We start from the raw sequence: 26,989 nt of genomic DNA, 5'->3' as shown, positions 1-26,989 counted from the left end.
ACCAAGTCAGCATTTCTTTAGCTTGCTAATTGGTCGTGATAAAAAAGCCGCTAACAATGCGGCCATTTTATTAAGCTGATTAAGCTTTTGGTGGTCTTGCTGCTCGCTTGCGCTCGCTTTCTGTAAGCAATTTTTTTCGAATCCGAATCGACTCAGGAGTAACCTCCACCAACTCATCGTTATCAATAAACTCTAATGCTTGTTCAAGGGTCATTTTGATCGGTGGCGTCAACACTTGGGCATCATCAGTTCCCGAAGCACGAACGTTGGTCAGTTGCTTACCTTTTAAAGCATTTACGGTTAAATCGTTGGCGCGACTGTGAATACCAATAATTTGTCCTTCGTAGACTTCGTCACCATGCTGAGCAAATAAGCGGCCACGCTCTTGCAAGTTGAACAGTGCATTGGTCAAAGCTTTACCCTGACCATTGGAAATTAAAACGCCATTAATCCGCTGGCCAATTTCGCCACCTTTATGCGGGCCATAATGCTCAAAGGTGTGATACATTAAGCCTGAGCCTGAGGTCATAGTCATAAATTCCGTTTGAAAGCCAATCAAGCCACGACTCGGCATAATAAAGTCCATTCGAATACGACCTTTGCCATCAGGGCTCATGTTGGTCAACTCAGCTTTACGCAGACCAAGATTTTCCATCACGCTACCTTGATGCTCTTCTTCCACATCAATGGTAACCGTTTCATAAGGTTCCATCAGTTGGCCATTTTCTTCGCGAATAATAACTTCTGGTCGCGACACCGCCAACTCATATCCTTCGCGGCGCATATTTTCGATCAAGATCCCAAGGTGTAGTTCACCACGACCAGACACTCGGAATTTATCCGGATCATCGGTTTCTTCCACTCGCAAAGCAACGTTATGCACTAACTCTTGATGCAAACGCTCAAGAATATTGCGCGAGGTTACGAATTTACCTTCTTTGCCGGCAAAAGGAGAAGTGTTAACTTGGAAAGTCATGGTAACCGTTGGCTCGTCCACGCTCAGTGGCGGCAAAGCTTCGACAGCCGATTGGTCACAAATAGTATCGGAAATTTTTAGGTCGCCCAAACCAGTAATCGCGATGATATCGCCAGCTTCGGCAGTTTCCACTTCGTGTCGATCGAGTCCTAAATAGCCTAGCACCTGACCTACTTTACCATTACGTTTTTGTCCATCAGCGCTGATGACCGTCACTGGCTGGTTAAGTTTCACGCTACCACGCTTAATACGACCAACCCCAATCACGCCGACATAAGAGTTATAATCCAGTTGCGAGATTTGCATCTGGAAGCCGCCCTCGCTATTAGCGGGTGGCGGTGAAACATTATCCACTATCGCTTCAAACAAAGGCTGCATATTCTCACCAGTCTCGATTTCATCGCGGCTGGCCCAACCGTTTAGGGCCGAAGCGTAAACCACTTCAAAATCAAGCTGCTCGTCTGTTGCGCCTAAATTATCAAATAAATCAAAAACCTGATCCATAACCCAGTCTGGCCGCGCCCCTGGCTTATCAATTTTGTTAATCACCAGAATCGGTTTTAAACCTTGAGCAAAGGCTTTTTGCGTTACAAAGCGAGTTTGCGGCATAGGCCCTTCGGCCGCATCCACCAACAATAACACCGAATCAACCATAGACATCACTCGCTCAACTTCGCCACCAAAATCGGCGTGCCCTGGAGTGTCTACAATGTTGATACGGTAATCATTCCAAGTGATAGCGGTATTTTTAGCCAAAATAGTAATACCACGTTCTTTTTCCAAGTCATTAGAGTCCATGACTCGATCTTGCGCGCCTGCACGCTCGCCCAGAGTACCGGATTGCTCTAAAAGCTTGTCCACTAGAGTGGTTTTGCCATGGTCAACGTGGGCAATAATCGCAATATTGCGTAATTTTTCGATCATAGAGAGTCTCGCCGAACTTGAAATCAAGGATATAAAAAGTGGCGCAATTCTACACTAGATAAGGGCTTGCGCACAGAAAATAATCACTTTTATTGGTTTTCCCAAAGCCGCCAATTCTCTTATAATGGCCGCGAATGTATCATTAACCGCAAACATATCCTCTTAGCGTCATCGACCAAAACCACGAGAACCACACCATGGGCAAACTAAGCCAAGCTGAATTTCAACAACTTCAAGCCGAGTTAACCGTTAGCGAGACTCTAAACTGCAGTCGCTTGCTTTGCCCTATGCCAGTCATTAAAACCCAAAACCAGCTAAAAACCATGGCCTCTGGCGATATCTTAAAAGTCATTTGTACCGATCCTGGCACTATGGCGGATATCCCCACTTGGTCGCGCATCAATGCGATCGAGGTACTGGGCTATGCTGAGCTGGATGATCACACTATCGAGTTTTTACTTAAGGCTTAGCAAATTTTAACTCGCACACTCATCTTAGATGGGCCTATCACCGATCAAAATGTGACACACATCACAATTTTTTGACTATTTTTTATACAGCCGTGAGGGTTCGTACTAGACTGATGTTGCCAATTAATTCTAAGGGGAAGGATTCGATGCAACCTAATAAGATCAGTAAACTGCCTGTATATTTACTCAACCGCCTACTATTGTGTTTAGGCTGTATATTCATATTTCTATCCGTACAGCCGCTAAAGGCCGATAACCATTTCAAAAGGCTATTTAGACTTGAATTCGATACCCCTGAGGAGCTCAACCGTGCCCCAAGAATCTCCAAAGGAGCCTCGACCATTACCGTAGCTCCAGGCGATCAACTGGATTTATCAGTATCTCCTCGCACAGGAGCAGTTTTGTTAATTATCGAGTCGGAAACATCGCCTTTCGTTTCAGGCAAATATCGCGTCAGAATCAATCCCGGGCGCGGCTCTAACAAACGGCTACAATTTACCAACGTCCCAGGTTCTTATAAATATTCTATCGTGGATGTCTCTAATCGAGACGGCAGTGAACGTCGACCTGTACTCGATCCGGTTATTATTATTAGGGACATCAATCGCTCCTTTGACGAAGACTCATTCGATTTATAAGAAGGCTTCTGCTGCTGTTTAGTACACTTGCAAAGCTTTAGTTTCTCCGGCAAATCCAGCCGCAAGGCTTTGCTTGTGTCGCCAAGCTAATATATAATCGCTGTCCATTTTTTAAGCGGCCGGCGGTAATAACTTATGACTGCCTTGCAAAGCAATTGATATTAAGTATGACTGACACAGCAATTCCTACCACACAACCGCAACGCAAAGCCGTCGCTTTGATTTCTGGTGGCCTAGACTCCCTATTAGCAGCCAAAGTAGTGATGGAGCAAGGGGTGCATGTGGAAGGAATCAACTTTTATACCGGTTTCTGTGTCGAAGGGCATACCCATGCCATCCGAAAAAAAGATAAAGACAAGCAAAAGCGTAACAATGCCCTGTGGGTTGCTGAACAACTAGGAATTAAGTTACATATCATCGATATTTCCGAAGAATACAAGGATATCGTGATAAACCCTAAGCACGGCTATGGCGCTAACCTAAACCCTTGCCTAGACTGTAAAATATTTATGGTGAATCAGGCACAAGCATGGGCTTGGGCTGAAGAAAATGGTTTCGACTTTATTATTACCGGCGAAGTGATTGGACAGCGTCCAAAATCCCAGCGCAAAGAAACCATGCCCATCATCGCCCGTGAATCCGGCGCAGATGATCGCTTATTGCGCCCCTTGTGCGCCAAAAACCTAATCCCGACTTTGCCTGAGCGCGAAGGTTGGGTCAATCGAGATGAGCTCTATGACTGGTCAGGGCGTAGCCGAAAGCCGCAATTTGAACTCGCTAAGAAATTTGGTTTTGAAGATTACGCCCAGCCTGCGGGCGGCTGTTGCTTCTTAACCGATCCCAACTATTCCAAAAAATTGGCCGATTTGTGGCAAGCCCGCGGCGAACGACGCTATGAACTTGATGATATTATGTTATTAAAAGTTGGCCGTCATATCCGTCCAAAAGATAACTTTAAACTTATCGTGAGTCGTGAAGAAGGCGAGAATAACTTTCTACGTGGCTACAAAAAAGAGTTTACCTCTATCCACACTATCAGTCATGGCGGCCCGCTAACTTTGTTAGATGGTACTTTCGACAAAGACGACATCAAACTCGCCGCACAAATCGTAGCTCGTTATTCTGGCGGCAGAACGGCTGATAAAGTCACGGTAGAAGTTGAAAACTATCAAGGCACCTCATACGTCATGGACGTAGCACCGATGCCAGTCCATGAAGTCAAAGAAGAGTGGCACGTTTAAAACGTGCTTTTCGTCAGTCCCTAAGATTGACTTTAACCCCCCAGGCAACAAGCCTGTGATTACTTTTTAGTTCGGAAATTTCATAGTCAATCGACATCTCTTTACCTAACCTAGCTAAGAAACTATCCAACTCAGCTTTCCCCATTGCACAGTCAATAAGTTCGTTTGATCTAAAGCTAGAATCCAAAAGCTCTTTTTGATAATTCTTTAAAAAGTTAACCGCTGTCTTTTTACCTTTCTCCTTCGCTAGCTGTAAGCAGTTAGAAAAAATATTTAATGATTCCTGTAGAATATCTGGATTAATAAATTTTTCAACATTAGCCTTGATTGCAGTTAAATTTTGATTATATTCCTGCCTTGCGTGTTGTGCTTCAGCGCTCTTATTAAGCTTACTAATATTGGCCGGATTTCTTAGTAGCACAAAGAAAGGAATCATTTTTTCAACTTTTTCAAATACTCCTATCTCATCCACTAGAAAATCTATTTGTTCAATTTCTTGCCTTGCGACGTTAATTAGAATGGAGTCACTATGGTGAATAACCAAGCTGAGTTTCGCTTTCGGCTTCAACAACCTCAATAACTCACTATAAGTAGCCTCTGACAACGCATACTCTATTCCAAACTGACTTACACAGTGATCAATAGAGTTATCTTTTAAAGGGATATCCTCAATTGAAGTATTAAGTAATAGTCTAACATTTGCACGATACGGCTCTAACCAAGCGAGTTGCTCTGAATAGCTCGCTAAGTCAACTCCATAGCAAAGTGGGAAATCTTCTTTAGCTAATGTTTTTTGGTTCAGGATGCTTTTAATAACAGCACCTTTGCCCATACAAAGATCGAGAACTTGATCAGAACTTGATATCTCTTGCGAGCAAACTTCCCAAAATCGTTCGATATCAGACTCATCTGACTGAATAAAGCCCGCACAAGATTCAATAACACTCTTTTGCCAATAGCTCGACCAAACGTCTTTTCTATACTTTTTATCTTTTCTCATATAACAGCTCTCATAAAAAAAAAGGGCGAAAATCTCGCCCTTTTTTATCTTTTTAAAACTAAGTTTTAGAAAGATTGAGTGTAACGCATGTAAGTTACTCGACCAAAACCGTCGTAAAGACCGAAGTCATAGTCACGACCGCCAGTTGAGCCCTTACCGATTGGAGGGAATTTCTCACCAATGTTACGTACACCAACAGTGAAACGACCATCCCAAGGAGCACTGTAGTTCACTTGTAAGTCATGTGTAACCCAAGTACCAGCACGGTTAGTATCTTGACCATTGTGACCGATTAGGTTTAGGTTATAACCGAAAGTGAAGTCGTTGATAGCGTAAGTGTTCCAAAGCGTTAAACGATCTTTTGGCAAACCAGCATTTCTAACAATACTGTCTCCACCATCGAAGCTGTAGCTTATGACACGAGACCATTGAGTGTTTGAGGTCAATTGACCGCCCCAAAGATCAAAGTTCATGCGTAAGTTAACATCCATATTTTCAACTTCTAACTCACCTTGGTTACCAAAGCCAGTTAAACACTCAACGATCGAACCACTTGGCGCACGTGTACAAGTCAAACCAGCTGGAACTGGAACACCGGTGATTTGAGAATCAATAATATCTTGAGGACCAATTAGAGTAATTTGATCGGTGATTTCAATATTACTGTAATCAACAGTTAAGTTTAACCATTCCAGTGGCTGCCAAGCTGCACCAATAGAGTATTGATCTGATTCTTCTGCTTGCAACGCAGGATTAGCTTGTCTGAATTCATTGATTTGCAATGAACAGTCAGCAGGCTGGCCTTGAGCAACACAACTTTGAGGATCATTTACTGAAGTCGCACTAAAAGTAGTTTTAGCGTTTAACTCAGGTAGTGACGGTGCACGGAAACCTTGACCCCAAGATGCACGAAGAGTCAACTCATCCCATGGCTGGTAACGGAATGATACTTTTGGAGAAGTGTTATCACCAAAATCAGAGTAATCATCGTAACGAGCCGCAACATTCATTTCAAAGTTATCGGTGAATGGGAATAGAGCCTCGAATGCAAGAACGCGAACTTGACGTGTACCTGCTGCAGAGTTACCCGCTGAACCACCTACTTGACCTGCTTCAGATTGTGGATCGTACTGATCAGAGTAGATTTCTTTACGCCACTCAGCACCTACTAACATAGATGAAGTACCGCCGCCCATATCGAATAAATCAAATTGACCTTGAGCAAACGCTTCTTCAAAATCGAAGTTTGACTCACGGTAAACCGTGATTCTCATTGCATTTAGAACATCTTCGTCTGAAGCATATGGATTTGCTAAGTCATAAGCACCTGACTCAATCAAAGTTGAAGCTGCTGAACGTAGTAAATAGTTACGTCCTACATCGTCAGTTTTATTATCTGTACGACGATAACCTATATCCCAGTCCACATTCATCCAGTTACCGGTTGTACCAATCAACACATCATTCATGTTGTTAGTTACGGTAGAATCACGATTACCTAGTGCATCAAAACGGTGCCACCAGTTTACAGCTTGTGGTGCTAGACCTAAGCTTGCATCGTAAACGTTACCATTAGGATTGGTTGGGTTATTTGGGCTATCGGCTGTTAACGGAGTCGAGAAGAAGCTCGAATCAGGTACTGGAGCATAACGACCAAAAGATTCTGTACGAGTTACACGAGCATTCATGTAAATCATCCAGTCATCGTTGACTTCGTGCTCAGCTTTAATGAACAAACCTTTGTTTTTAATCGACGCTTCATCAGCACTTACTAATGTAAAGTCGTAGGCACAACGTGTTTGATCAGGGTTAACTGCATTGACGTTGCCAATGGTGTAGAAACCTGTACCCGGGAAGTCACAAGCTGTACCGCCTTGACCATCCGGAATAGAAGTCCAGTCAAAGTTATCGAAACCTTGTCCATCAATAGTAGTGAAGCTGTTACCATAAATAGAACCGCCAGGAGTGTTCCAAGGGAAATCACGCGCAAATATGATGTCACGATCATTCCAAGAAATACCAGCGATGATGTTAGAACGATCGCCTGCTGCACCAAATACGATAGAACCTTCTTCTCTGTCACCACCGTCACGAGGAATACTAACGCCTGCACGACCTAACATAATTTCAGCGCCTTCATAATCGGAACGCAAAATTACGTTTACAACACCACCAATTGCGTCAGAACCGTATACCGCTGAAGCACCATCAACTAGTACCTCAATACGCTCAATAGCACCCATTGGAATAGTATTCAAATCTTGAGTAGAACCCGTCGAACCAGATTTAGGTAGACGACGGCCATCAATCAAGACCAAAGTACGGCTAGCGCCAATACCACGTAAACTGATTGAAGCAGTACCTTGAGCAGAACTACCAGATTGTGGGCGGAAAGAACCACCACTGTTAAAAGTCAAATTACGCAAAAAATCAGCAGCGTTTGACTCACCGCTTAATTCAATTTGTTCACGGTCAATAATTGTTACAGGAAGAGCGCCTTCTACGTCACTTCGCTTTAGTCGAGAACCCGTTGTTACAACAACGTTCTGTTCTTCAGCGCCTTCTTCTTCAGCAGCGAAAGTTGCTGGAGAGGAGATAGCGATAGAAGCAGCAAAGCCGCTGTATAAAGCTGCTTTAACAGCTTTAGCTATCATTGTCTTGTTAGTCATAAAATCCTACCTATAGTATGTAGTTAGTAAATTTACTTTTTTACACCATTTGAGCTTATTTTATCCAGCATAGGCATGCACAAGAACAAAATAAGCCTTGGTGACCGTAATAAGTATCATATTTGTTACAATTTGGTCAACAAATTTTACCTTTTTGCCATAAATTAATGGAACTTTTCGAACAATTATTAATCAGCTTCACAAAATCATAAAATTTTTTCCAAAAATCAATTAGTTAGAATCACTTCTAAATCTAACCTCTAAAGTTCAAATTTGTCTCATTTTAACCACCGCGCTTTGCACCACTTTGGTGCATTTTATTCTTCAAATTTTGACTAACTTGCTACACCTTAAGCCCTTTGCTCTTTATAATAGCCGCCAACCAATTATCAATTGCCGCCATTTTTGGAGATCAAGATGTCAATCAGCAACGTTTTAGAAATGATTAAAGAATACGAAGTAAAATTCGTCGATTTACGCTTCACCGATACCAAGGGTAAAGAGCAGCACGTGACCATTCCTGCCCACCAGGTTGACGAAGATTTCCTTACCGATGGCAAGATGTTTGACGGTTCTTCCATTGCTGGCTGGAAAGGCATTAACGAATCGGACATGGTATTGATGCCAGATACTGAAACCGCGGTGATGGACCCCTTCTTTGAAGATCCGACCTTAAACTTACGCTGCGACATTCTTGAACCGGCAACCATGACCGGTTATGACCGCGATCCTCGCTCAGTCGCTAAACGTGCTGAGGAATACTTAAAATCTACCGGCATCGCCGACACCGCTTACTTTGGCCCAGAGCCAGAGTTCTTTATGTTTGAAGACGTTAAGTTCAAAACCGACATGAGCGGCTCAATGGTTAAAATCGACGATCCAGAAGCGGCTTGGAACTCAGATAAAAGCTATGAAGACGGTAACACAGGTCACCGTCCAGGCGTCAAAGGCGGTTATTTTCCCGTTCCACCAGTGGATTCTTCGCAAGATATTCGCTCGCAAATGTGCTTGGTGATGGAAGAGATGGGCTTAGTTATCGAAGCTCACCACCACGAAGTCGCGACCGCCGGTCAGAACGAAATTGCTACCCAATTCAATACCTTAGTGAAAAAAGCCGACGAAGTTCAGATCTTAAAATACGTGACTCACAACGTAGCACACGCTTATGGTAAAACCGCGACTTTCATGCCCAAACCCATCGTTGGCGATAACGGTACCGGCATGCACATTCACATGTCTCTAGCCAAAGACGGCACTAACATTTTTGCTGGCGACAAGTATGGCGGCCTTTCCGAAGACGCACTTTACTACATTGGCGGTGTGATCAAGCATGCTCGCGCTTTAAATGCCATTACCAACCCTTCAACCAACTCTTATAAGCGTTTGGTTCCAGGTTTCGAAGCGCCAGTAATGCTCGCCTATTCGGCGCGAAACCGCTCAGCTTCCATTCGTATCCCGCACGTGCCAAGCGCCAAAGCTCGCCGCATCGAAGCGCGCTTCCCTGATCCGATGGCTAATCCCTATTTGGCTTTCGCTGCGATGATGATGGCTGGTCTTGACGGGATCCAGAACAAGATCCACCCAGGTGACGCTATGGATAAGGACTTGTACGACTTACCCGCTGAAGAAGCCTTGAGTATCCCAACCGTGGCATCTTCACTAGAACAAGCCTTAGACGCGCTCGATGCTGATCGCGAGTTCCTGACTCGTGGCGGCGTCTTCTCGGACGAAATGTTGGATGCTTACATCGAATTAAAACGTGGCGAAGTCGCGCTATTGAACATGACCACTCACCCGATTGAGTTTGAAATGTACTACAGCCTTTAATCGCTCTGCAGTACCATTTATCCAAGCCCAGCAACCGCTGGGCTTTTTTATTTTGACATAAAAAGCGCCAACTGCTAGAAAATAGGCTGATAAGGAGGGTCTTATGTCGTTGAAATTTAAACTGTTTCTAATTTTTGCTCTACCACTTACCTGGGTGCATAACCATGCTCAAGCACAAGACAAGGTCATGTATAAGAAAGTTGATAAAAATGGACGCATTATTTTCACCGACAAACCCATCGCTGGCTCGAAAAAAGTAACTGTTGATACCAGTAAGAACCTTATGAGCATCCCCAAAATTAAACCCAAAACTAAAGAGCAAGTCGCCGAATCCAACACAGAAGCCCCTTATGAGGTGTTAGCCATCGAACAACCGGCCAATGACGATAGGGTTAAGATGCAAAATGGTAGCCTCTATGTGATTGTTGCTATGACCCCGAATTTGAGTGCAAACCATAGCATTCGCCTTATTCTCAATGGTGAAATGGTTGGCGATGACCAAAAAGTGCCCTACTTCACTCTAACCGAACTTAAAAAAGGCAAACATCAGTTGATAGCAGAAGTCTTCGACGACGAGACTAAAGCCTTAGTTCAATCCAGCCCCAGCATCGATTTCCAGCTTAGATAAGCGTTAATCTTAATATTTCCTTCTTTTCGCACCAATATGGTGCATTTGTTACTGCATTTGTTACAATAGCAGCTACTCAGCATACAAGCGACCAGCAATGCAAAACCTGCTCGATCAAATGTCTACCGCCATTATCTTACTGGATATGAAGGGGCGTTTTAGCTACCTCAACCAGGCGGCTGAGCAATGTCTGAATATCACCGCGAGAAACTTGCTTGGCAAGCGCTATTCCTATTTTGTCGACGCCAACAGCCTGCCAGTACGGGAGTGGTTACAGGAGCTGGTTAAAGCAGAATCAAAGCTGTTTGATCACAGACTGATTGAGCTCAAAAACGGTCAGCGCTTTGCTGCCGATTTATCATTGCAAAAAGTTGACTACCAAAACCAATCTCATTTACTCATCGAGTGGCAAAATAGCCAATTATTACAACGCCATAAGCAAGATCATGAATGGCAACGAAACCAAGCGATTCAGCGGCAACTATTGCAAAACCTAGCGCATGAGATTAAAACCCCGCTGAGCGGAATTGCAGGTGCAGCCCAGCTGTTGGAAATGGAATCTCATGATCCTAATAGCCCCAAATCAACCATTAGCCAAATCGTCAGCAAAGAAGTGAAACGCCTTTCGGATTTGGTGGACAGAATGTTGCTGGGGCAAAAGGTTGCCAGCCGAATCGATACGAATATCCACGAAATCATCGAACAGGTGATTAGCTTTATCAGCCTCAACTTGTCAAAATCGATTAGTATTAAACGTGATTACGACCCCAGCTTGCCTGAAATTCAGGCAGCCCCCGAGCAAATCTATCAAGTCTTGTTGAATCTTGCCCAGAACGCCATTGAAGCCTTAAGTCATGCCAAAACTGTCGATGGTGAGATCCAATTTAAAACGCGGGTCAGCAAAGATCACCCGCTGGTCAACTATCAATCCCAACAGGTGCTGAAAATTGAAATTATCGATAATGGCCCAGGGATCTCAGAAGAGCTTCAGCCAAATATATTTTTTCCCATGATCAGCGGCAAAAACAGCTCTGGTTTAGGGCTTGGCATTGCCCAAAGTTTGATCCAACAGCACCAAGGTTTAATCGAATTTAGCTCCAATCCAGGCAAAACTCTGTTTAATTGTTATTTACCGCTGAAGGCAAGAGTATATGGATAAGCCATTGATTTTATTGGTAGATGATGACAGCTCCATTCGCTGGGTGCTCAGCAAAGCGCTGAGCAACGCAGGCTTTAAAGTGGTCGCCGCAGACAACGGTCAAGAGGCGCTCAAGCTGGTGGCAAAAGAACCACCTAAAGTCTTGATCACCGATGTCCAAATGCCCGGGATCAGCGGTCTAGAATTGATGGAAACGGTCAAAAATCGTTACCCTCAGTTGCCTGTGGTGATCATTACGGCCAATACCGACACGCAAATGGCGGTCGAGTCGCATCAAATCGGTGCTTTCGATTATTTGCCCAAACCCTTTGATCTCAATCAAGCAGTGTCTATTTGCCAAAAAGCTTTGGCGCTCGATAAGCCACAACCACTATCGCCATGGCAACAGCAGCTCAATAAAACCTTGCAAGCCGAATACCACCAAGGTAATACTCAAATCTTGCAGAGCCTGCAAACCGAATTTGAGCAATTTATGGTGCAGCAAGCGCTCGAGTTGTGCCAAGGACATAAACAAAAAGCTGCAAAATTACTCGGATGGGGTCGCAATACCCTCACCCGTAAACTACAATCGTGGCAGCTTGAGCAAACCACGCCTGATGAAGATAACCACTAATGTTTCATATCGTTTTATTTGAACCAGAAATTCCACCCAACACCGGCAATATTATCCGTCTTTGTGCCAACACTGGCTTTCAACTACATTTAATAGAGCCGCTGGGGTTTGAAATTGACGACAAACGCATGCGCCGCGCCGGCTTGGATTATCATGAATGGGCCAATCTCAAAATTCATAAATCTTATGACCACTTCAAAACAGCCGAGCAACCCAAGCGCCTATTTGGCCTGAGCACCAAAGGCAAAGCCTATTATCATGAAATCAATTATCAAGATGGCGATTTTTTTATCTTCGGCCCTGAAACCCGCGGCCTGCCCGACTGGATTTTAGACGATATGGCCGCGAACCTACTACGGATCCCCATGAAAAAAGATAGCCGCAGCTTAAATTTGTCTAATACGGTTGCCATATTGGCGTATGAAGCCTTGAGACAATTTGAATTCAATAGTTTTGAGTAGGATAGCGCGTTTAACTTATCGGAAATTTAACAGAAAGTGCTTTTCGCTTTTCAGCGAGTTACTTTTCCAAACTTGGAAAAGTAACCAAAAGAAGTTTCCCCGAATATTCAGGTCATTCTGCGAATGACTTCCCTCACCAAAGCCCATTCACTTAACGCACCGTGAAAAACAGCACATCCATGTCCTGATTTGAATTACTATGAATGGCCTTTACTTCAGCTAAATATAAAGGGGATTAAGAACACACCACTCCCCCCTTATCACAAGCCGAGAAGGTTAGATGAATAGCGACAATTAGGTGGATACAAATTGAGTTTCAAGGGACAGGGAAGTCCCATTGAAACGACGCGTTAATGAACTTTAGGTTTGAGGGAAGCCGTAGGCCGCAGTGATGAGGGCGCCTTTCTTTGTGCGGATGACTATAAGGAATACCTTTAGGTGCAAAGAAATGAACAAGAAAACACAGTAGGTTCATGATTTAATAGTACAGCGTGAGGATTAACTCAGGCACCAATCTAAAGCTCTCAATAAAAGCCATATTCTGACTTTCATCAGAATGACGCAATACTAAGACTCAGCGAGATTGCCGCGTCAGCTTCGCTTCCTCGCAATGACAAGAAAAACTAAAATCCGCACTCCCTAGAGAGATTTCTTTGGTCACAAGTACGGAATGACGAGCGCATTAAAAAAGACGGAAATTAACTTTCCCTCTTTAAATCCCTAGTTAACAGCTCATGCGCAGCCTGTTTGGCATCAAGGTTTTGATAAATAATTTTGTACACCACATCACAAATGGGCATTTCCACCCCCACTCGCTCAGACAGCATTTTCACTTCCTTGGCGTTACGCACTCCTTCGACCACCTGCCCAATCTGGGCTTCAATATCGGCGCGCGCTTTGCCTTGACCCAAGGCCATACCAAAACGGCGGTTACGCGATTGATTGTCGGTACAAGTCAAAACTAAATCGCCCATGCCGGCCATACCGGTAAAAGTGTTACGTTTGCCGCCCATCGCTTTGCCCAGTCGCATCATCTCCGCCAAACCGCGGGTGATTAAAGCAGTTCTGGCATTAGCGCCAAAACCTAAGCCATCGGCAATTCCAGCGCCAATCGCAATCACGTTTTTCACCGCACCACCAATTTGCACTCCGACAATGTCTTTGCTCAAATAAACGCGGAAACGATCGTTATGTAAGGCTTTGGCAAATTGTTTGCGCAGCTTTTTGTTTTTCGAAGCAAGGGTAATCGCCGTAGGCATTCCTTTAGCCATTTCTTTGGCAAAAGTAGGCCCCGAAAGAATCGCATGCGGCAGCTCGAAGCCTAAGTTAGCTTGCAACACGCTTCCTAAAAGATCACCGGTTTCAGGATCAAGCCCTTTGCTCGCCCAAATCAGCCGCGATTGCTCGTTCAGGTATGGCTTAGCCAATTCCAAACAAGCGCCAAAAGCATGACTTGGCACCGAGATCAAAACCGCATCGACAGCATCAAGTGCTGTTTCAATAGAATCAGTAAGCTCTAAATTATCTGGAAAAGGAATATCGGGAAGGTAGTGCTGGTTGGCTCTATCTTGTTGCATTTGGGCTACTTGTTGCGCATCCCTAGCCCAGAGCCTAGTTTGGTTACCATTCTTGGCTAGCAAAACAGCCAAAGCGGTTCCGTAGGAGCCTGCCCCTAGAACCGCGATGGATTTTATTGCTGACATGGAGTCTCGAGCAACGATTAAGCTTGACCTTCGGCTGGCTGGCCAGCTTGTGCTTGCTGTTGCTGAGCTTGCTGCATCGCTTGCTCATACAAAGCATTAAAGTTAATCGGTTGTAATACAAAACGTGGGAAACCGCCGCGAGCAATGGTTTCCGAAACCGCTTCACGTACATACGGGAATAATTGTTCAGGGCAGAAAGTGCGCAATACACGATTGCGAGTCGCTTCGTCTAAACCTTTAACGGTAAATACGCCGCCGTATTTTACTTCAGCAATATAAGCCGTTTTCTCGCCAACTTTAGACGTTACGGTAACTTGTAAATCCACTTCAAAGGCATCGTTTTCCAAATCTTTGGCGTTGTTGCCCAAGTTGATGTTGATGTCAGGCTTATATTCTTCCAAGAAGATTTGTGGTGAATTAGGCGTCTCAAACGAAATGTCTTTAGCGTAAATCGTTTGGATATTAAGCTGCACACCGTCAGGAGTTTCTACCGCTTGTTCCTGATTATTTTGGATTTGATCATTCTCTGCCATTGTTCTCTCTCTTATCTTTAAAATTTAAAATTGACTATTGGATTCGGAAGCTGGGTTATGACGTCGGATAAACCAGCGCGTCTAATTTATTGGCACGATATAGCGCCTGCAAATCATCATTACCACCAATCGGTTTCTGATCCACAAAAATTTGCGGTACCGTCCGCGCGCCGGCCATTTGCGCCATTTCGTTTTGCAATTCAGGCTTACCATCAACCGAAATTTCTTGATAGCTAAGCGCTAATGAATCCAGCAAGTGTTTAGCGCGAATACAAAAAGGGCAATAACTTTTAGTATAAATCACGATGTCTGCTTGCGGCTTGCGGTTCTCTTGTTGACTCATGGACTTCCAACGCTAGTTGCTAAAACTAACCTTTATTTAAAGGCAAATTATCTGCAACCCAAGACTGGATCCCGCCTTTAAGCTTATGCACCTGCTTAAAGCCTTGACCGCGCAACAAAGTCGAAGCTGAGCCTGCCTGCATTCCGGTGTTACAGACCATAATCATGGGGTTGTCTTGGTACTTTTCAAGCTCTTTGACGCTATCTTTTAGCTTGGTAAAAGGAATATTGATCGAGCCGGGAATATGCCCCTTGTTATAGTCGGCAATGGCGCGCAGATCTACCAGCTTACCGTCTTGGCGATTGACCACTTCGCTCGCCATCAAAGGAGTTAAGGCTTGCGAGCCGCTCATGGCAGTTTGAATATAGCTGATGATCAATAAAATCGCCACCAGTAGCCAAGCGCCGCCTAAAAGAAAATGATTGGTAAAAAACTCTGTTAATTGTTCCATAATAAATTGGGTAGTGGTTTATGGATTAGTCGCTACCACAAAGGTCATCTGGGAATGCGTAAATAAGATAGAGCATTATACATAAATGCGTCCCTAAACCTAGTGTTTCAAGCGTTAAAAGCCCTAAAAGACAGCTCAATAAAAGCTTTCAACCCAGACCTGATGGTAAGCACTTGATAAATAAAAAAGGCAAACCTTTCGATTTGCCTTTTTAGAGCTTACTTTTGAATGACTCTGGCTAGAAGCCTATCCTTCAATTAAGCTAAGACTAGCTTCAAGCAACAAGCTAAACAGGTTCAACCTTTAGGCTAGCGCCCTCAAAGCCCACCACCTTGACTCGCGCTTGCACCGCCGTATCAGGGCCTAACACCCGCCAGTGAGTATCGCCAACTTTGGCCTTTCCAACGCCATTAATAATCGCTTTGCTTAAAATAAACTCCTTACCAATCAAGGCTTTACCCCGCTGGTTTAGCGTATCGTTTTCGTCGCGAACATCAATTTTGTGCTTCTTAGCATAGGATTTCCAAAGGATAATACTCGCCACTGACAAGACTGAGAATATCAGCCACTGAATTTGCGGTGAAATCAACTCACCAAAAACCAGCTGTAGAATACCCACTATCAAACCGGCAACACCAAACCACAACAAAATAGCGCCCGGGGCAAACATTTCCAGAATTAACAGCACCAAGCCTAAAACCAGCCAATGCCAATATTCCATCTGCATTAAAAATTCCATAGTGACTCCTCTTTAATTACGATCGTTTCGATCACTAGGCTTTTTTATCAAAAGCTTCTTTCGCCAATTCGGCAATGCCCGCTACTGAACCAATCACCGAGGAAGCTTCCAACGGCATCATCAAGACTTTTTGATTATCCGAAGTGGCAATCTGGCCCAACGCATCTACGTACTTTTGTGCTACGAAGTAGTTAATCGCCTGTATATTACCTTCGGCAATAGCTTTTGAGACCATTTGCGTTGCGTTAGCTTCAGCTTCTGCTAACCGCTCACGTGCCTCAGCTTCACGGAAAGCCGCTTCACGCTCACCTTCGGCTTTTAGAATTTGCGACTGCTTTTGACCTTCCGCTTCTAATACTTCCGATTGCTTTTGACCTTCCGCTTCGAGGATTTGCGCCCGCTTAACACGCTCGGCCTTCATCTGACGCGCCATCGCATCTACCAGATCGCGTGGCGGCAAAATATCTTTAATCTCGATACGCGTAACTTTAACGCCCCAAGGATTAGTTGCTTCGTCAACAATGGTCAAAATACGCGCATTAATTTCATCACGCTTGGATAACATCCAATCCAGATCCATCGAACCCAAAACGGTACGAATGTTGGTCATGACCAGATTTTGCATCGCGCGGTGCAGCTGATTAACCTCATAGGTTGCTTTAACCGAATCCACCACTTGATAGAAGCAGACCGCATCAATGGTCACGGTAGCGTTATCTTGTGAAATGACTTGCTGGGCAGGAATATCCAAAACCTGCTCCATCATATTCACTTTAGCACCAATTTTGTCGATGATAGGAACAATGATGTGTAAGCCAGGCGGCAATACTTTTTTCAATTTGCCGAATCGCTCGACCGTATATTCATACCCCTGAGAAACGGTTTTGACACCTAAGAAAATCCCAACAATGACCAGCGCAACAATACCAATAATAACTTCCATCAGTTTCCCCTTTATAGTTATTCAACACGAATTATCTTAATATAATATGGGGATTTCATTAACAATTTCAATAAGTTTTGTGTTACCAATTATTTAACTGGGTTCAAACTCTGCTCGCAACTTAACGACAAATCGAGCTCTAGCCTAGTTTTTGCACAAAAGGTACAATAGGCGCACTTTTAATCAAGCAAGCATACCCATGACACAATCGGTAAAACCCATGGCTCTGATCATTCTTGACGGTTGGGGCTACTCAGAAGATCCGCAAGACAACGCCATTATGGCGGCTAAAACTCCAAACTGGGATAAGTACTGGTCGCAATACTCTAAAACCCTCATTTCCGGTTCCGGCGTCGATGTTGGTTTACCCGATGGGCAAATGGGCAACTCCGAAGTAGGTCATCTAAACCTTGGTGCTGGCCGCGTGGTTTATCAAGATTACACTCGGATCAGCAAAGCGATTCAAGACGGAGATTTTTTTGAGAATGAGGTTTTGATCAACGCCATCGATAAAGCAGTTGCTAACAATAGCGCCGTTCACCTGATGGGTTTGCTTTCCCCCGGCGGCGTTCATAGCCATGAAGAACATTTCCATGCCGCAATTAAGCTCGCCAAGCAAAGAGGTGCCAATCAAGTTTATATCCACGCCTGTTTGGACGGCCGCGATATGCCGCCACGCTCAGCCCAGCCGAGTATTGAGCGTCTAGAAGCCGTTTGCAAAGACATAGGAGTCGGTCGAATTGTCGCTTTGACAGGGCGCTATTACGCCATGGATCGCGATAATCGCTGGGATCGAGTTGAAAGTGTCTACAATATGCTCACTCAAGGCCAAGCAGACTATCAATATGATTCTGCATTAGAAGCGCTCGACGCCGCTTATGAGCGTGGCGAAAATGACGAGTTTGTAAAAACCACTATCATTGGTGAAGCCGCACCTATTTCCAATGACGATAGCGTAATTTTTATGAATTACCGCGCTGACCGAGCGCGCCAATTAACCCGCGCCTTTGTCGATAGCGACTTTCAAGCTTTTGAGCGCAAAGCTCGCCCTGTGCTAAGTGACTTTGTCATGCTAACCCAATATGCTGCCGATATTGAAAGCAGCGTGGCCTTTGCGCCGATCAGCATGAGCAATGTACTTGGCGAACATTTGCAAAAACTGGGCAAAACTCAATTGCGGATTGCCGAAACGGAAAAATATGCTCATGTTACCTTCTTCTTTAATGGCGGCGTGGAGCAGCCGTTCGAAGGTGAAGAGCGGGAACTGATCCCCTCGCCGAATGTGGCAACCTATGATTTGCAGCCCGAAATGAATGCTGCGGTAGTCACCGATAAGTTGGTTGAGGTCATAGAGAACCAAAGCCACGATGTGATTATTTGTAATTTTGCGAATCCCGATATGGTGGGCCACACCGGTAATTTTGCCGCTACTGTCAAGGCCATTGAGGCTTTGGACGATTGTATTGGCCGTATCGTCAGTGCTTTAGAAAAAGTTGGTGGTGAAGCTTTATTAACCGCCGATCATGGCAATGCGGAAAAGATGGCGGATGCTTCCACTGGACAAGCGCATACCGCCCACACCAGCGAGCCAGTGCCGTTGCTGTATATCGGACGCAAAGCGCAAGTACAGGTCAGTGATGGTGTTCTTTCCGATCTAGCGCCGACTATGTTGGACTTGATGGGGCTGCCGATTCCTGCTGAAATGACTGGGCGACCTATCTTTAAATTACAATAAGCTTGATTCAAACTTGACACAAAAACTTCTTACTTGCGTTTTTTTTATGCTGCTGGTTTTTACCAGCAGCAGTCATGCTTTCGATAAAAAAAAGGCCGAGCAAGAACTCAAAGAACTCAAGCAAGCGATCCAATCGGTACAAAACGAGCTGAATAAAAATCGTCAACAGCAATCCACCACTGAAAAATCGCTAGCCAAAGCCGACAAAGCCTTATCAGCAGCAACCAAGGCTTTAACCCAAACTAATCGCGAGATCAAAACACGACAACAAAAGCTCACTCAGCTTAAAAAGGAACAACTGCGAAAACAACAAGCCAGCCAAGCGCAAAAAAGATTACTGGCAAATCAGCTCCGAAGCGCTCGCCGCTCTGGCAGTCAGGAATATATTAAATTTCTGCTAAACCAAGAAGATCCTGCAAAAATTTCCCGAATGCTGAAATATTATGACTATTTGAATAAAGCTCGCGTTGAGGATATTCGGTCACTACAAACAACTCTGCAACGACTGGAAACTATTGAAACAGAAATTAACCAAAGCATTCTAGAGCTGCAATCCCTAAGCGCTCAACAAAAATCGCAACAAGCACAACAGCGACAATTAAAAGTCGCTCAACAAAAAGCTTTAACCGCGCTTAAGGCAGATTACTCCAGCAATAGCCAACGATTAAGCAAGCTCAAGCGCAATGAGCAAGAGTTACAACAACTGTTAACACAGTTGGAGCAGACCTTAAAAAACTTCAGTCCACCGCAATCTCTCAGTGGTCTAGCCAAGTTTAAACGCAAGCTCTCTTGGCCCGTAAAAGGCGCTATCTTGCACCGCTTTGGTAGTGCCAAATTGGATTCTAGCTTGCGCTGGAATGGTATCATTATTGCTAGTCAAGAAGGTAGTCAAGTCAAAGCGATACAACATGGTCGAGTAGTATTTTCCGATTGGTTACGCGGCTTTGGACTGCTCACTATTATCGATCATGGCAAAGGCTATTTGTCGCTCTACGGGCACAACCAAGCCTTGCTAAAGAATGTTGGCGACTTTGTTGAAGCTGGCGAGCCTTTAGCGACCATTGGTCAAAGCGCAAACTTCCAGCGCTCAGGACTTTATTTTGAAATTCGTCATAACGGAAAACCGCAAAATCCGTTACACTGGATCAAACGCTAGGACGATTGTTTAGGATGGGAATGCAAAGATGATACAGCGTCAATTGACTTGGTTACTCTTGTTAGCTTCATTGGGCATGGGGTTGCAAGCCGAGCACAAACAAAACACAATCGAAACCGCCGATGAGCGAATCGAAGAGTTACCGCTCGACGAGTTAGTAACCCTAACGGATGTGTATGCGCAAATTAAAAAAGTATACGTTAAAGAACTCAGCGACAAGGAAATCTTAGACAATGCTATCAAGGGCATGCTAAGCAACCTTGATCCACATTCGCGTTTCATGGACTCCAGCAACTTCGAACAGCTAGAAGAGTCTGCTCGTGGTGAATATGCTGGTATTGGCATTCGCGCGGAACATTCCGAAGACGCTATCTATGTGCGCTATTTGTTCGAGAGTTCGCCTGCGTTAAAAGCTGGCTTGCAGCTTAATGACAAAATCATCGCTATTGATGGCAAAACTACCGAAGGTTTATCGGTGGAAGAAGGCAGCAATATGCTACGTGGCCTGCCGAATACTAAAGTGATTCTAACCGTGGTATCGGATAAAGAGCCGCAAGCTAAAGATCTCACTGTGGTGCGCAAGGTCATTCAATTCACCAGTGTTAATTACGAGCTTATTGAAAATGATATTGGTTATGCCCGCATTGGTGAGTTCCAGACTCGCTCAGCCAAGGATTTAACCCAAGCCATTACTAAAATGGAAAAACAAAACAAAAAGCCACTCAAAGGGTTTATTCTCGACTTACGCAATAATCCTGGCGGGATTTTAGATTCAGCGGTAGCGGTCAGTGATTTGTTTTTGCAAAAGGGCTTAATTGTCGCAACTAAAGGCCGCTTAAAAGATTCTAATCAAGAGTACCATGCCACTTCTGGCGATATTTTGCGTAACCGGCCCATGATTATTTTGATTAATAATGTCTCGGCTTCTGCTTCGGAAATTGTCGCTGGCGCACTGCAAGATCATAACAGAGCGACCATTATGGGCACTCAGTCTTATGGCAAAGGCTCGGTGCAAACTATCTATCCGATCCATGGCGGCGGCGGGGTCAAAATTACCACCGCTCTTTACTATACGCCTAGCGATCGTTCGATCCAAGATCTAGGGATCAGCCCCGATCAAGAGGTTGAGCTTGAAGTTTTTGAAGGTACATTAGCAGAAGACGAAAGAACTTATAAAGTTGATAATCAGGTTGTTGCCGCGGTGGAGTTTCTCACAGAAAAGCCGCAAGGAAATCAAAAGCAACAATAGTCTTTAGGCTCACAGTTTGCTTACGATTGTCATACCATTTGCAGATAACGTTGCAACAGATATAAAGCAGCGATCGAGCGAGCCTCGGTAAAATCCTCATGCGCTAATAGCTGATCAATTTGGTCAAAGCGCCATTTGACTACCTCGATTGGCTCCGGCTCGTCGCCCTTAAGACTCGATTCATACAAATCTCGTGCTAGCACCAGAAACATTTTATGACTTAAATAGCCTGGAGCTAAGCTGATCTGCTTGAGCAAATCTAACTGCTTGGCGGCATAGCCAGTCTCCTCTTGCAGTTCACGATTGGCCGCTAACTCCGGCGCTTCAGCTGTTTCGATCAAGCCTTTAGGAAATGCCAACTCGTAATTTTCAACCCCAGCGGCATACTCCTTAATCAGCAGAAAATGTTCGTCATCCAGAACCGGAATAATCATTACTGCGCCATGAGTTCCCGCCTTCAAGCGTTCATAGATCCGCTCTTCGCCATTGGAGAATTGCATCTGCAACTCTTCTACCGCAAAAATTCGCGTCTGAGCAATGGTCTTTTTACTTTTAATTAGAGGCCTTTTCTTCATCTACTGTATTCTAGCAGCTCAGTTAATCGATTCACTAATGGAAAATCTCTGTGTTCGATTGGTGCTTTACTAGAATCGGGATGACTGACTCCATAAACTGCGCCAATCCCGAATGATTTTGCGGTTTGTAAAATGGTTGGGCTATCATCGACAAATAATGTAGAAGCCGAATTAAAGCACCAGCGTTTTTTAATAAAATTCCAAAATTTCATATTTTCTTTGGGATAGCCAGTGTCATGACTAGACAGCAACTCATCAAAATAAGGCGAGAAATCTTTGCGCTCAAGTTTAATTCTTAAGGTATCTGGATGGGCATTAGTTACCAAGTATAGCTTTTTATTATCGGCTTTGGCTTGCTTCAAAAACTCTAGCGTCCCCGTTCGATATTCGACCTTTTCCGCAACCTGACTTTTAATTGCAACCACATCCAATTGCATTTGCTCACTCCAAAAATCAGTGCAATACCAATTCAAGGTACCGTAATGATTGTGATAAAGATCTTTTAAAAACCTTGTTGCCTGCGGCTGCGTTAATTGATGCTTTTTGGCATATTCTCGCGGTATAAGTTCCAACCAAAAATAATTATCAAATGCCAAATCTAGCAAGGTGCCATCCATATCAAGTAGCACCGTTTCGAGTTTTGACCAATCATAAGATTTCATATTCAGTTTCTAGTGAGTTGACCTTGCCACTGGATGCGGTAACGTCCATCAACCAATTTGGCAAAATTTTGAACCCCTGATTTGATTTGCTCGGGGAGCTCTTCTGACATACTTAAATCCAATTTATAAGCTCCCTGACTGGAAAGCTTGAAATCCCCTTTTAAATCTAACATCCCTTGGTTATCAACAATGGTTAAGATTAGCGTCGGATTTTGAGGATCTTGATCGCTACTAAGCTCGAATCGAATATCGCCTAGTTGCAAAGATTGTTCTAGATAATACAGCATAGCATCTCGCCATACACCTTTACCCTGAGCTTGCTCGATCAATTGATTAGCGGCTAGCTGAAATACTTCAATTTGCCCTTCGATTTCTCCTGCAAGCCCTTTAACTGGAAAGCGCATCAAAGGGTCCAATCGAGAAGCATCCAACGAAAAATCACTATCCGTGATTAATAAACTTTGCTGGTTAGCATTTAGTTGAGCCGTTAGCTGCAAGCTTGGATCTTGCACTTGAAGCTGGGTATTTAAACTGCCCGACAGTAACGAGAAAGGATTTAAAGCTAAAGATACTCGCTCCAGCTGATAGCCTTTGACTGCCAGACTGGCAAATTTAGGACTCCAGATAGAACCTTCGATTCCGCTGATGTGGATGGGTTTTATTGAAGCTGGAAGCTGCTTGGTGAGCATTGGAACAATAGTTTTGGCAGGGGCTAATACGGCGATAAAGACCAGCAAAACTACCATTCCCAGCAAGCTGCCGAGAATTATTTTCTTCATGTTTAACCTGCTTTTAACACCTTCAGCGAAACGTCTACCTTGCCAACTTCGTCAGTGTCCGAGACACGCAAGTTATCAATTATCAAGCCATTTTTCTGCTCTAACAAAGTGATCCAGCGAATAAAATTATCAAACTCGACTTCATCCATACGCAACTGGATCTCCTTATCACGCTTACGCTCTTGGATACTGGAAAAACTGATATTGTAATTTTGCGCCGTTTGCGTCACCAACTGGTTTAAAGCTTTCTGACTTGGCTTAATGTTTGAACCACCTTTAATAGCCGCAACTTGCTGCTTTAAATTAACCACTTGCGCAGCTAAAGCATTTCGATCAGCTTCTAACCCAGCCTTATATTTTTTTAACGGCATGATCACCAATAGCGTTAATAGCAGAATTGCAAAAGACGTAGCTAATAGATTAACCATGATCCGTTCGCGCTGATTAAGGCCAACATACCAAGTTTTTAATCCACTCATGATTCTTATGCCTCGCCTTAATTAAGTTTGATGACTAAACGGGTATTCCAGTTAGCGCCGTTTTCTCGTGCATTTTTCATATCCACTTGCAACCCCGATTGCTCCAATTCTTGCTGCGACGCAGTCAAGACTTGATAATCCTTAGCTCGAACGTCTAAGTTTAAAGTACCAAGTTTAGCGTTATATTCTAACTGCTCTAACTTCACTTTTGTTGGATCGAGTTTTTTATACACTTTATCCAACAAGTTAACAAAACCTGCCGATTGCCCCGCAGAACCTAAGTTTCTATATAAACCATTAATTTCGATAATTTTTGAATTTAAACGATCTTCATTAATATTAGGGCTAATCTTTTTTACTTCAGCCATCGCCATTTCCGTATAATATTGCTTTTCAGAATTCAAGGTGAACACTTGACTGAAAAAATACACAGCGCCAACAATTAATGCCACCGAGGCAGCGATTAAGGGCAGCTTCCAAACGCCTAAACCAGCTGAGCTTTTTTTATTCGGGGTGAACTCTTGTTGCAACAAATTAATGCTGTCAGTTAAATTTTGTCCCGCCAACCATAAGAGCTCATCGTCTAGCGGCATCGGTTGTACCGCAATACCTGAAAGCGTTTCTAAACTGATAGCTTGCTCGCTAGCAGAAAAGACCCTTATCGCCTGACTAATCACCTGCTCTTGTTCAATTTTTTCGTTTAAGTTCCATTGCAATAAATCTGCTACCATGGATTTGTCTGCTGACCAAAAAGTGCTCATATCTTGCCTAACCAAGACTGGCTCACCATCTAACAAACTCCAAGCATCATCAAATACTGGTAACGCAGCAGCATCGGCCATCATTCGATCCGGCTCAATCTCAGCTTGCGCAAACTTCTCGAGTAAGTTTTGTAAATACTGTTTACTGATGACGTTAACGGTTACTTTTGAATTAGTTTGAACCGCGCCAATGGCAAAATGCTGACTCTCAACATTTTCAATAATCTGCTCTTCCAATACATAAGGAATGGCCTTTTCTAGGTGTTTACGGTTTTTCGTTGGCGCTTCAACTTCAAAATTCCGCACTTTTTCTGCGGGCACTAAAACTACCACTGGGTTATCGGCAGCCACTTCCGCCAGCGCCACCAAATCATCCAATAACAAATTTCCTCGTTCTAAAAACTTTGGCGTCGCTTCTTGTTGATTGATTAACCCCCATTCCACCGATTCTTGATCGGCCGCTAGGCGTATTAACAGGCTATCTTTCATCATTAATCTCCAATGTGGCGCGAAACCACTTGAAATTGATCGTTATTTTTTAGTAATAGGGACTTAGTCTGAGCTCGTCCAGTTTTTATATTGGCAGTCGCCGTTAACAGTAAATATTGGCTATCAAACACCAAGCGACCCGCACCTTCTTTGGATAGTTTACCCGAACCCAAGGCGGTAAAAAAATCGCCTTGCTCGTAACCATCGTCCGGCATGTCTTCTAATACCTGTCTTACCGTTGCCAAATCCACTCCGTCTAATAGCGCCCACACTAATTCCGCTTGCTCGGGTTTGACCGTATTGACGTTAATGCTGCCTTCTTTGGTGGGTAAAACACAAATGTAATCTTTAATTGCATCGTAAATTGCAGGAGTAAAGCCCTTAATAACCAACAACTCGCTACTATGTGCTAATAAGGTATCACCAGTACGATAGGGGATCTCATAGCCAGTATAAGTATAGTCCTCGGCACCATCAGCGCCCGCAACCTCTTGGTCTTCATCAACCCAATCGCGCAAACTAGCCGCTAAAGCGGTTGGCGTGGCTTCTGTTTCCGATGGTAACAAAGGCTCAATAATTTTAATAAATATTTTCTCGCCGGCGAGCTGCGAACCAAAACCTGCGCTAGTGCCAATACTGCTGGTGGCATTCGAACTAGCATTGGGATCAGTCAGCTCAGTATCGGTTCCGCCGGCTTGCCCAGAACCAGTTTGCCCAGCGCCACTTGCTGGTGTTTGCTGCTCTAACACTATCGAGTTTAGGTTAAAGCAACTGTGCATATCTCTAACGCTGCCCTCTAAAGTGCCTTGGTTATCTTCTATTGGAAACTGCATCGGTGTGGTCGCCCATTGCTGAGTCCTTACTAACCGCTTAGCTTTGCTTTGCTGCAAAAATTGCTCTAGCAAACTGATACCGAAGGTTTCCGCACCGGCCATATACTGCTGTGCTCTGGAAGCGTTTAAAATATTAAAGGTTCTACGATCGCTAATCTGACGATCATTTAAAATAAAAGTGGCATAAACGATCAAAATCGCACTGATCACCAATACCGTAATTAACGCCACGCCCGCTTGCTGATTTTGATTCGGAATCGATTTACCCATTAGGCTTACCTCCGCCGCTAGCCGGATTGCTGCCTAAGGTATTGGCTGGAGCTTGATTAGTCGGAACCTTAACGCCGTCAAACGAGGCCAGCGGAAATATTCGATAAACCTCTCCTAGATCCTCTAAAGTTAAGGTGACTTTAATCGCTTTCGGCAAATCGCTGAGCCTATCTTCTTCGGCTTCCCATTGTTTTTGCCAATCATCTTCTTTCAAGAATTCAAACTCCACCGACTCAAGTCCCGTCAATAAGGGCCGTTTTAGCTCTTGTCCTTCACTGGCATTATCCACGTAGAGCCAATGGTTACGAATAAGCTGCGTATCCTCAATTTTATAGACTATATGCTGCAAGTTACTGCGAGCAAGCTTAGCCGGATTGCGCCAATTGGTACGAGTAAACTCTAGAAAACTGTCAACACTCGAGGTTTTACCGCGTAACAAAGCCACTCGATCACCGTATTCATTACGTCGCTCTCGAAACACAAAATGCTGAATGTCATCTTCTATTTGGCGCACGGCTAATTGTATCTCGCGCAGTCGATTGGCCTGCTTTTCATTCACTTCCATATTGATCTGAACCGCATTAAACAGCTGCATCGCCGAAAGCAATACTATTCCCATGATCGCTAAAGCAATCAAAATTTCGGTTAAGGTAAAAGCAGCATATTTTATGGGCAATCTCATG

At 44.1% G+C, this 26,989-nt stretch carries 27 protein-coding genes; 11 read left to right on the top strand and 16 right to left on the bottom strand.

Annotated elements, in window-relative coordinates:
* Positions 1–79: 79 nt before the first annotated feature.
* Positions 80–1,900, bottom strand: coding sequence for a translational GTPase TypA (gene typA / locus NFS34_RS05435; protein WP_251358933.1), 1,821 nt, complete (start codon positions 1,898–1,900; stop codon positions 80–82).
* Positions 1,901–2,097: 197 nt separating this feature from the next.
* Between typA and NFS34_RS05430 the strand changes: the two genes are divergently transcribed.
* From NFS34_RS05430 to NFS34_RS05420, 3 genes are all read left to right on the top strand, one after another.
* A complete protein-coding gene (locus tag NFS34_RS05430) occupies positions 2,098–2,370 on the top strand; it encodes a sulfurtransferase TusA family protein (protein ID WP_251358932.1) in 273 nt (90 codons plus the stop codon).
* 146 nt (positions 2,371–2,516) lie between these two features.
* Positions 2,517–3,008, top strand: a complete 492-nt coding sequence (locus tag NFS34_RS05425) for a hypothetical protein (RefSeq protein ID WP_251358931.1) — start codon at positions 2,517–2,519, stop codon at positions 3,006–3,008.
* A gap of 167 nt (positions 3,009–3,175) precedes the next feature.
* Positions 3,176–4,249: a tRNA (5-methylaminomethyl-2-thiouridylate)-methyltransferase gene (locus NFS34_RS05420; protein ID WP_251358930.1), complete on the top strand. Its 1,074-nt coding sequence runs from the start codon at positions 3,176–3,178 to the stop codon at positions 4,247–4,249.
* A 13-nt stretch (positions 4,250–4,262) separates the two neighbouring features.
* Here the strand turns inward: NFS34_RS05420 and NFS34_RS05415 are convergent, their stop codons facing one another.
* Both NFS34_RS05415 and NFS34_RS05410 read right to left on the bottom strand, forming a co-directional pair.
* The gene (locus NFS34_RS05415) at positions 4,263–5,249 is read right to left on the bottom strand and encodes a methyltransferase domain-containing protein (RefSeq protein WP_251358929.1); all 987 of its coding nucleotides are present in this window, start codon (positions 5,247–5,249) and stop codon (positions 4,263–4,265) included.
* Between the two features lie 65 nt (positions 5,250–5,314).
* Positions 5,315–7,918 carry a TonB-dependent siderophore receptor gene (locus tag NFS34_RS05410; RefSeq protein ID WP_251358928.1) on the bottom strand — a complete coding sequence of 868 codons (2,604 nt, stop codon included), beginning with the start codon at positions 7,916–7,918 and terminating at the stop codon, positions 5,315–5,317.
* Positions 7,919–8,335: 417 nt separating this feature from the next.
* Between NFS34_RS05410 and glnA the strand changes: the two genes are divergently transcribed.
* The 5 genes from glnA to trmL all read left to right on the top strand — a co-directional run bounded on the left by glnA (position 8,336) and on the right by trmL (position 12,606).
* Positions 8,336–9,745, top strand: coding sequence for a glutamate--ammonia ligase (glnA, locus tag NFS34_RS05405; RefSeq protein WP_251358926.1), 1,410 nt, complete (start codon positions 8,336–8,338; stop codon positions 9,743–9,745).
* Between the two features lie 103 nt (positions 9,746–9,848).
* Positions 9,849–10,373, top strand: coding sequence for a DUF4124 domain-containing protein (locus tag NFS34_RS05400; RefSeq protein WP_251358924.1), 525 nt, complete (start codon positions 9,849–9,851; stop codon positions 10,371–10,373).
* Between the two features lie 97 nt (positions 10,374–10,470).
* Positions 10,471–11,532, top strand: a complete 1,062-nt coding sequence (gene glnL / locus NFS34_RS05395) for a nitrogen regulation protein NR(II) (RefSeq protein ID WP_251358922.1) — start codon at positions 10,471–10,473, stop codon at positions 11,530–11,532.
* Positions 11,525–12,145: a response regulator gene (locus tag NFS34_RS05390; RefSeq protein ID WP_251358920.1), complete on the top strand. Its 621-nt coding sequence runs from the start codon at positions 11,525–11,527 to the stop codon at positions 12,143–12,145. The genes glnL and NFS34_RS05390 overlap by 8 nt, the downstream gene beginning before the upstream one ends.
* Entirely contained in the window at positions 12,145–12,606 is a 462-nt protein-coding gene (trmL, locus tag NFS34_RS05385) for a tRNA (uridine(34)/cytosine(34)/5-carboxymethylaminomethyluridine(34)-2'-O)-methyltransferase TrmL (RefSeq protein WP_251358918.1), read from the top strand. Before NFS34_RS05390 ends, trmL begins: the two co-directional genes overlap by 1 nt.
* 698 nt (positions 12,607–13,304) lie before the next feature.
* On the opposite strand, the gene gpsA is transcribed toward trmL, so the two are convergent.
* From gpsA to NFS34_RS05355, 6 genes are all read right to left on the bottom strand, one after another.
* Positions 13,305–14,309: an NAD(P)H-dependent glycerol-3-phosphate dehydrogenase gene (gpsA, locus tag NFS34_RS05380; RefSeq protein WP_251358916.1), complete on the bottom strand. Its 1,005-nt coding sequence runs from the start codon at positions 14,307–14,309 to the stop codon at positions 13,305–13,307.
* Positions 14,310–14,326: 17 nt separating this feature from the next.
* Positions 14,327–14,842, bottom strand: coding sequence for a protein-export chaperone SecB (gene secB / locus NFS34_RS05375; protein ID WP_251358914.1), 516 nt, complete (start codon positions 14,840–14,842; stop codon positions 14,327–14,329).
* A gap of 55 nt (positions 14,843–14,897) precedes the next feature.
* A complete protein-coding gene (gene grxC, locus NFS34_RS05370; RefSeq protein WP_251358912.1) occupies positions 14,898–15,185 on the bottom strand; it encodes a glutaredoxin 3 in 288 nt (95 codons plus the stop codon).
* Positions 15,186–15,210: 25 nt separating this feature from the next.
* Entirely contained in the window at positions 15,211–15,636 is a 426-nt protein-coding gene (locus NFS34_RS05365) for a rhodanese-like domain-containing protein (protein WP_251358910.1), read from the bottom strand.
* A gap of 286 nt (positions 15,637–15,922) precedes the next feature.
* Positions 15,923–16,375 (bottom strand): NfeD family protein, encoded by a 453-nt coding sequence (locus tag NFS34_RS05360; RefSeq protein WP_251358908.1) that lies wholly within the window; start codon positions 16,373–16,375, stop codon positions 15,923–15,925.
* A 34-nt stretch (positions 16,376–16,409) separates the two neighbouring features.
* Positions 16,410–17,318: an SPFH domain-containing protein gene (locus tag NFS34_RS05355; protein ID WP_251358906.1), complete on the bottom strand. Its 909-nt coding sequence runs from the start codon at positions 17,316–17,318 to the stop codon at positions 16,410–16,412.
* A gap of 199 nt (positions 17,319–17,517) precedes the next feature.
* Here NFS34_RS05355 and gpmI point away from each other — a divergent pair, with 199 nt between their 5' ends.
* The 3 genes from gpmI to NFS34_RS05340 are packed head-to-tail and all read left to right on the top strand — an operon-like array spanning position 17,518 to position 21,458.
* Positions 17,518–19,053, top strand: coding sequence for a 2,3-bisphosphoglycerate-independent phosphoglycerate mutase (gene gpmI / locus NFS34_RS05350; RefSeq protein ID WP_251358904.1), 1,536 nt, complete (start codon positions 17,518–17,520; stop codon positions 19,051–19,053).
* 46 nt (positions 19,054–19,099) lie between these two features.
* Complete coding sequence (locus NFS34_RS05345) at positions 19,100–20,209, top strand: murein hydrolase activator EnvC (RefSeq protein WP_251358902.1); 1,110 nt, start codon at positions 19,100–19,102, stop codon at positions 20,207–20,209.
* Between the two features lie 28 nt (positions 20,210–20,237).
* Positions 20,238–21,458, top strand: coding sequence for a S41 family peptidase (locus NFS34_RS05340; RefSeq protein WP_251358900.1), 1,221 nt, complete (start codon positions 20,238–20,240; stop codon positions 21,456–21,458).
* Positions 21,459–21,487: 29 nt separating this feature from the next.
* Here NFS34_RS05340 and nudE read toward each other — a convergent pair whose 3' ends face one another.
* From nudE to gspJ, 7 genes are read right to left on the bottom strand one after another with little or no spacing between them, the layout of a single operon-like run.
* Positions 21,488–22,033 (bottom strand): ADP compounds hydrolase NudE, encoded by a 546-nt coding sequence (nudE, locus tag NFS34_RS05335; RefSeq protein ID WP_251358898.1) that lies wholly within the window; start codon positions 22,031–22,033, stop codon positions 21,488–21,490.
* Positions 22,030–22,695, bottom strand: coding sequence for a GMP/IMP nucleotidase (gene yrfG, locus NFS34_RS05330; RefSeq protein ID WP_251358896.1), 666 nt, complete (start codon positions 22,693–22,695; stop codon positions 22,030–22,032). The genes nudE and yrfG overlap by 4 nt, the downstream gene beginning before the upstream one ends.
* A gap of 2 nt (positions 22,696–22,697) precedes the next feature.
* Positions 22,698–23,474, bottom strand: a complete 777-nt coding sequence (gspN, locus tag NFS34_RS05325) for a type II secretion system protein N (RefSeq protein WP_251358894.1) — start codon at positions 23,472–23,474, stop codon at positions 22,698–22,700.
* Positions 23,475–23,476: 2 nt separating this feature from the next.
* Positions 23,477–23,953: a type II secretion system protein GspM gene (gene gspM, locus NFS34_RS05320; RefSeq protein WP_251358892.1), complete on the bottom strand. Its 477-nt coding sequence runs from the start codon at positions 23,951–23,953 to the stop codon at positions 23,477–23,479.
* Positions 23,954–23,970: 17 nt separating this feature from the next.
* Entirely contained in the window at positions 23,971–25,203 is a 1,233-nt protein-coding gene (gene gspL, locus NFS34_RS05315; protein ID WP_251358890.1) for a type II secretion system protein GspL, read from the bottom strand.
* 2 nt (positions 25,204–25,205) lie between these two features.
* A complete protein-coding gene (gene gspK, locus NFS34_RS05310; RefSeq protein WP_251358888.1) occupies positions 25,206–26,306 on the bottom strand; it encodes a type II secretion system minor pseudopilin GspK in 1,101 nt (366 codons plus the stop codon).
* Positions 26,299–26,988, bottom strand: coding sequence for a type II secretion system minor pseudopilin GspJ (gene gspJ, locus NFS34_RS05305; protein WP_251358886.1), 690 nt, complete (start codon positions 26,986–26,988; stop codon positions 26,299–26,301). Before gspJ ends, gspK begins: the two co-directional genes overlap by 8 nt.
* Between the last annotated feature and the right edge of the window lies 1 nt (position 26,989).

Source organism: Kangiella sp. TOML190, assembly GCF_023706045.1.
In the GTDB taxonomy this organism is placed as follows: Bacteria; Pseudomonadota; Gammaproteobacteria; order Enterobacterales; family Kangiellaceae; genus Kangiella.
Note: the sequence above shows the minus strand (reverse complement) of the source record. Positions and strands in the feature narration are given on the sequence as shown.

What these genes read in the sequence shown, in the direction of transcription:
- typA (WP_251358933.1), bottom strand. Translation starts at nt 1,900, where the DNA reads ATGATCGAAAAATTACGCAATATTGCGATTATTGCCCACGTTGACCAT.
- NFS34_RS05430 (WP_251358932.1), top strand. Translation starts at nt 2,098, where the DNA reads ATGGGCAAACTAAGCCAAGCTGAATTTCAACAACTTCAAGCCGAGTTA.
- NFS34_RS05425 (WP_251358931.1), top strand. Translation starts at nt 2,517, where the DNA reads ATGCAACCTAATAAGATCAGTAAACTGCCTGTATATTTACTCAACCGC.
- NFS34_RS05420 (WP_251358930.1), top strand. Translation starts at nt 3,176, where the DNA reads ATGACTGACACAGCAATTCCTACCACACAACCGCAACGCAAAGCCGTC.
- NFS34_RS05415 (WP_251358929.1), bottom strand. Translation starts at nt 5,249, where the DNA reads ATGAGAAAAGATAAAAAGTATAGAAAAGACGTTTGGTCGAGCTATTGG.
- NFS34_RS05410 (WP_251358928.1), bottom strand. Translation starts at nt 7,918, where the DNA reads ATGACTAACAAGACAATGATAGCTAAAGCTGTTAAAGCAGCTTTATAC.
- glnA (WP_251358926.1), top strand. Translation starts at nt 8,336, where the DNA reads ATGTCAATCAGCAACGTTTTAGAAATGATTAAAGAATACGAAGTAAAA.
- NFS34_RS05400 (WP_251358924.1), top strand. Translation starts at nt 9,849, where the DNA reads ATGTCGTTGAAATTTAAACTGTTTCTAATTTTTGCTCTACCACTTACC.
- glnL (WP_251358922.1), top strand. Translation starts at nt 10,471, where the DNA reads ATGCAAAACCTGCTCGATCAAATGTCTACCGCCATTATCTTACTGGAT.
- NFS34_RS05390 (WP_251358920.1), top strand. Translation starts at nt 11,525, where the DNA reads ATGGATAAGCCATTGATTTTATTGGTAGATGATGACAGCTCCATTCGC.
- trmL (WP_251358918.1), top strand. Translation starts at nt 12,145, where the DNA reads ATGTTTCATATCGTTTTATTTGAACCAGAAATTCCACCCAACACCGGC.
- gpsA (WP_251358916.1), bottom strand. Translation starts at nt 14,309, where the DNA reads ATGTCAGCAATAAAATCCATCGCGGTTCTAGGGGCAGGCTCCTACGGA.
- secB (WP_251358914.1), bottom strand. Translation starts at nt 14,842, where the DNA reads ATGGCAGAGAATGATCAAATCCAAAATAATCAGGAACAAGCGGTAGAA.
- grxC (WP_251358912.1), bottom strand. Translation starts at nt 15,185, where the DNA reads ATGAGTCAACAAGAGAACCGCAAGCCGCAAGCAGACATCGTGATTTAT.
- NFS34_RS05365 (WP_251358910.1), bottom strand. Translation starts at nt 15,636, where the DNA reads ATGGAACAATTAACAGAGTTTTTTACCAATCATTTTCTTTTAGGCGGC.
- NFS34_RS05360 (WP_251358908.1), bottom strand. Translation starts at nt 16,375, where the DNA reads ATGGAATTTTTAATGCAGATGGAATATTGGCATTGGCTGGTTTTAGGC.
- NFS34_RS05355 (WP_251358906.1), bottom strand. Translation starts at nt 17,318, where the DNA reads ATGGAAGTTATTATTGGTATTGTTGCGCTGGTCATTGTTGGGATTTTC.
- gpmI (WP_251358904.1), top strand. Translation starts at nt 17,518, where the DNA reads ATGACACAATCGGTAAAACCCATGGCTCTGATCATTCTTGACGGTTGG.
- NFS34_RS05345 (WP_251358902.1), top strand. Translation starts at nt 19,100, where the DNA reads ATGCTGCTGGTTTTTACCAGCAGCAGTCATGCTTTCGATAAAAAAAAG.
- NFS34_RS05340 (WP_251358900.1), top strand. Translation starts at nt 20,238, where the DNA reads ATGATACAGCGTCAATTGACTTGGTTACTCTTGTTAGCTTCATTGGGC.
- nudE (WP_251358898.1), bottom strand. Translation starts at nt 22,033, where the DNA reads ATGAAGAAAAGGCCTCTAATTAAAAGTAAAAAGACCATTGCTCAGACG.
- yrfG (WP_251358896.1), bottom strand. Translation starts at nt 22,695, where the DNA reads ATGAAATCTTATGATTGGTCAAAACTCGAAACGGTGCTACTTGATATG.
- gspN (WP_251358894.1), bottom strand. Translation starts at nt 23,474, where the DNA reads ATGAAGAAAATAATTCTCGGCAGCTTGCTGGGAATGGTAGTTTTGCTG.
- gspM (WP_251358892.1), bottom strand. Translation starts at nt 23,953, where the DNA reads ATGAGTGGATTAAAAACTTGGTATGTTGGCCTTAATCAGCGCGAACGG.
- gspL (WP_251358890.1), bottom strand. Translation starts at nt 25,203, where the DNA reads ATGAAAGATAGCCTGTTAATACGCCTAGCGGCCGATCAAGAATCGGTG.
- gspK (WP_251358888.1), bottom strand. Translation starts at nt 26,306, where the DNA reads ATGGGTAAATCGATTCCGAATCAAAATCAGCAAGCGGGCGTGGCGTTA.
- gspJ (WP_251358886.1), bottom strand. Translation starts at nt 26,988, where the DNA reads ATGAGATTGCCCATAAAATATGCTGCTTTTACCTTAACCGAAATTTTG.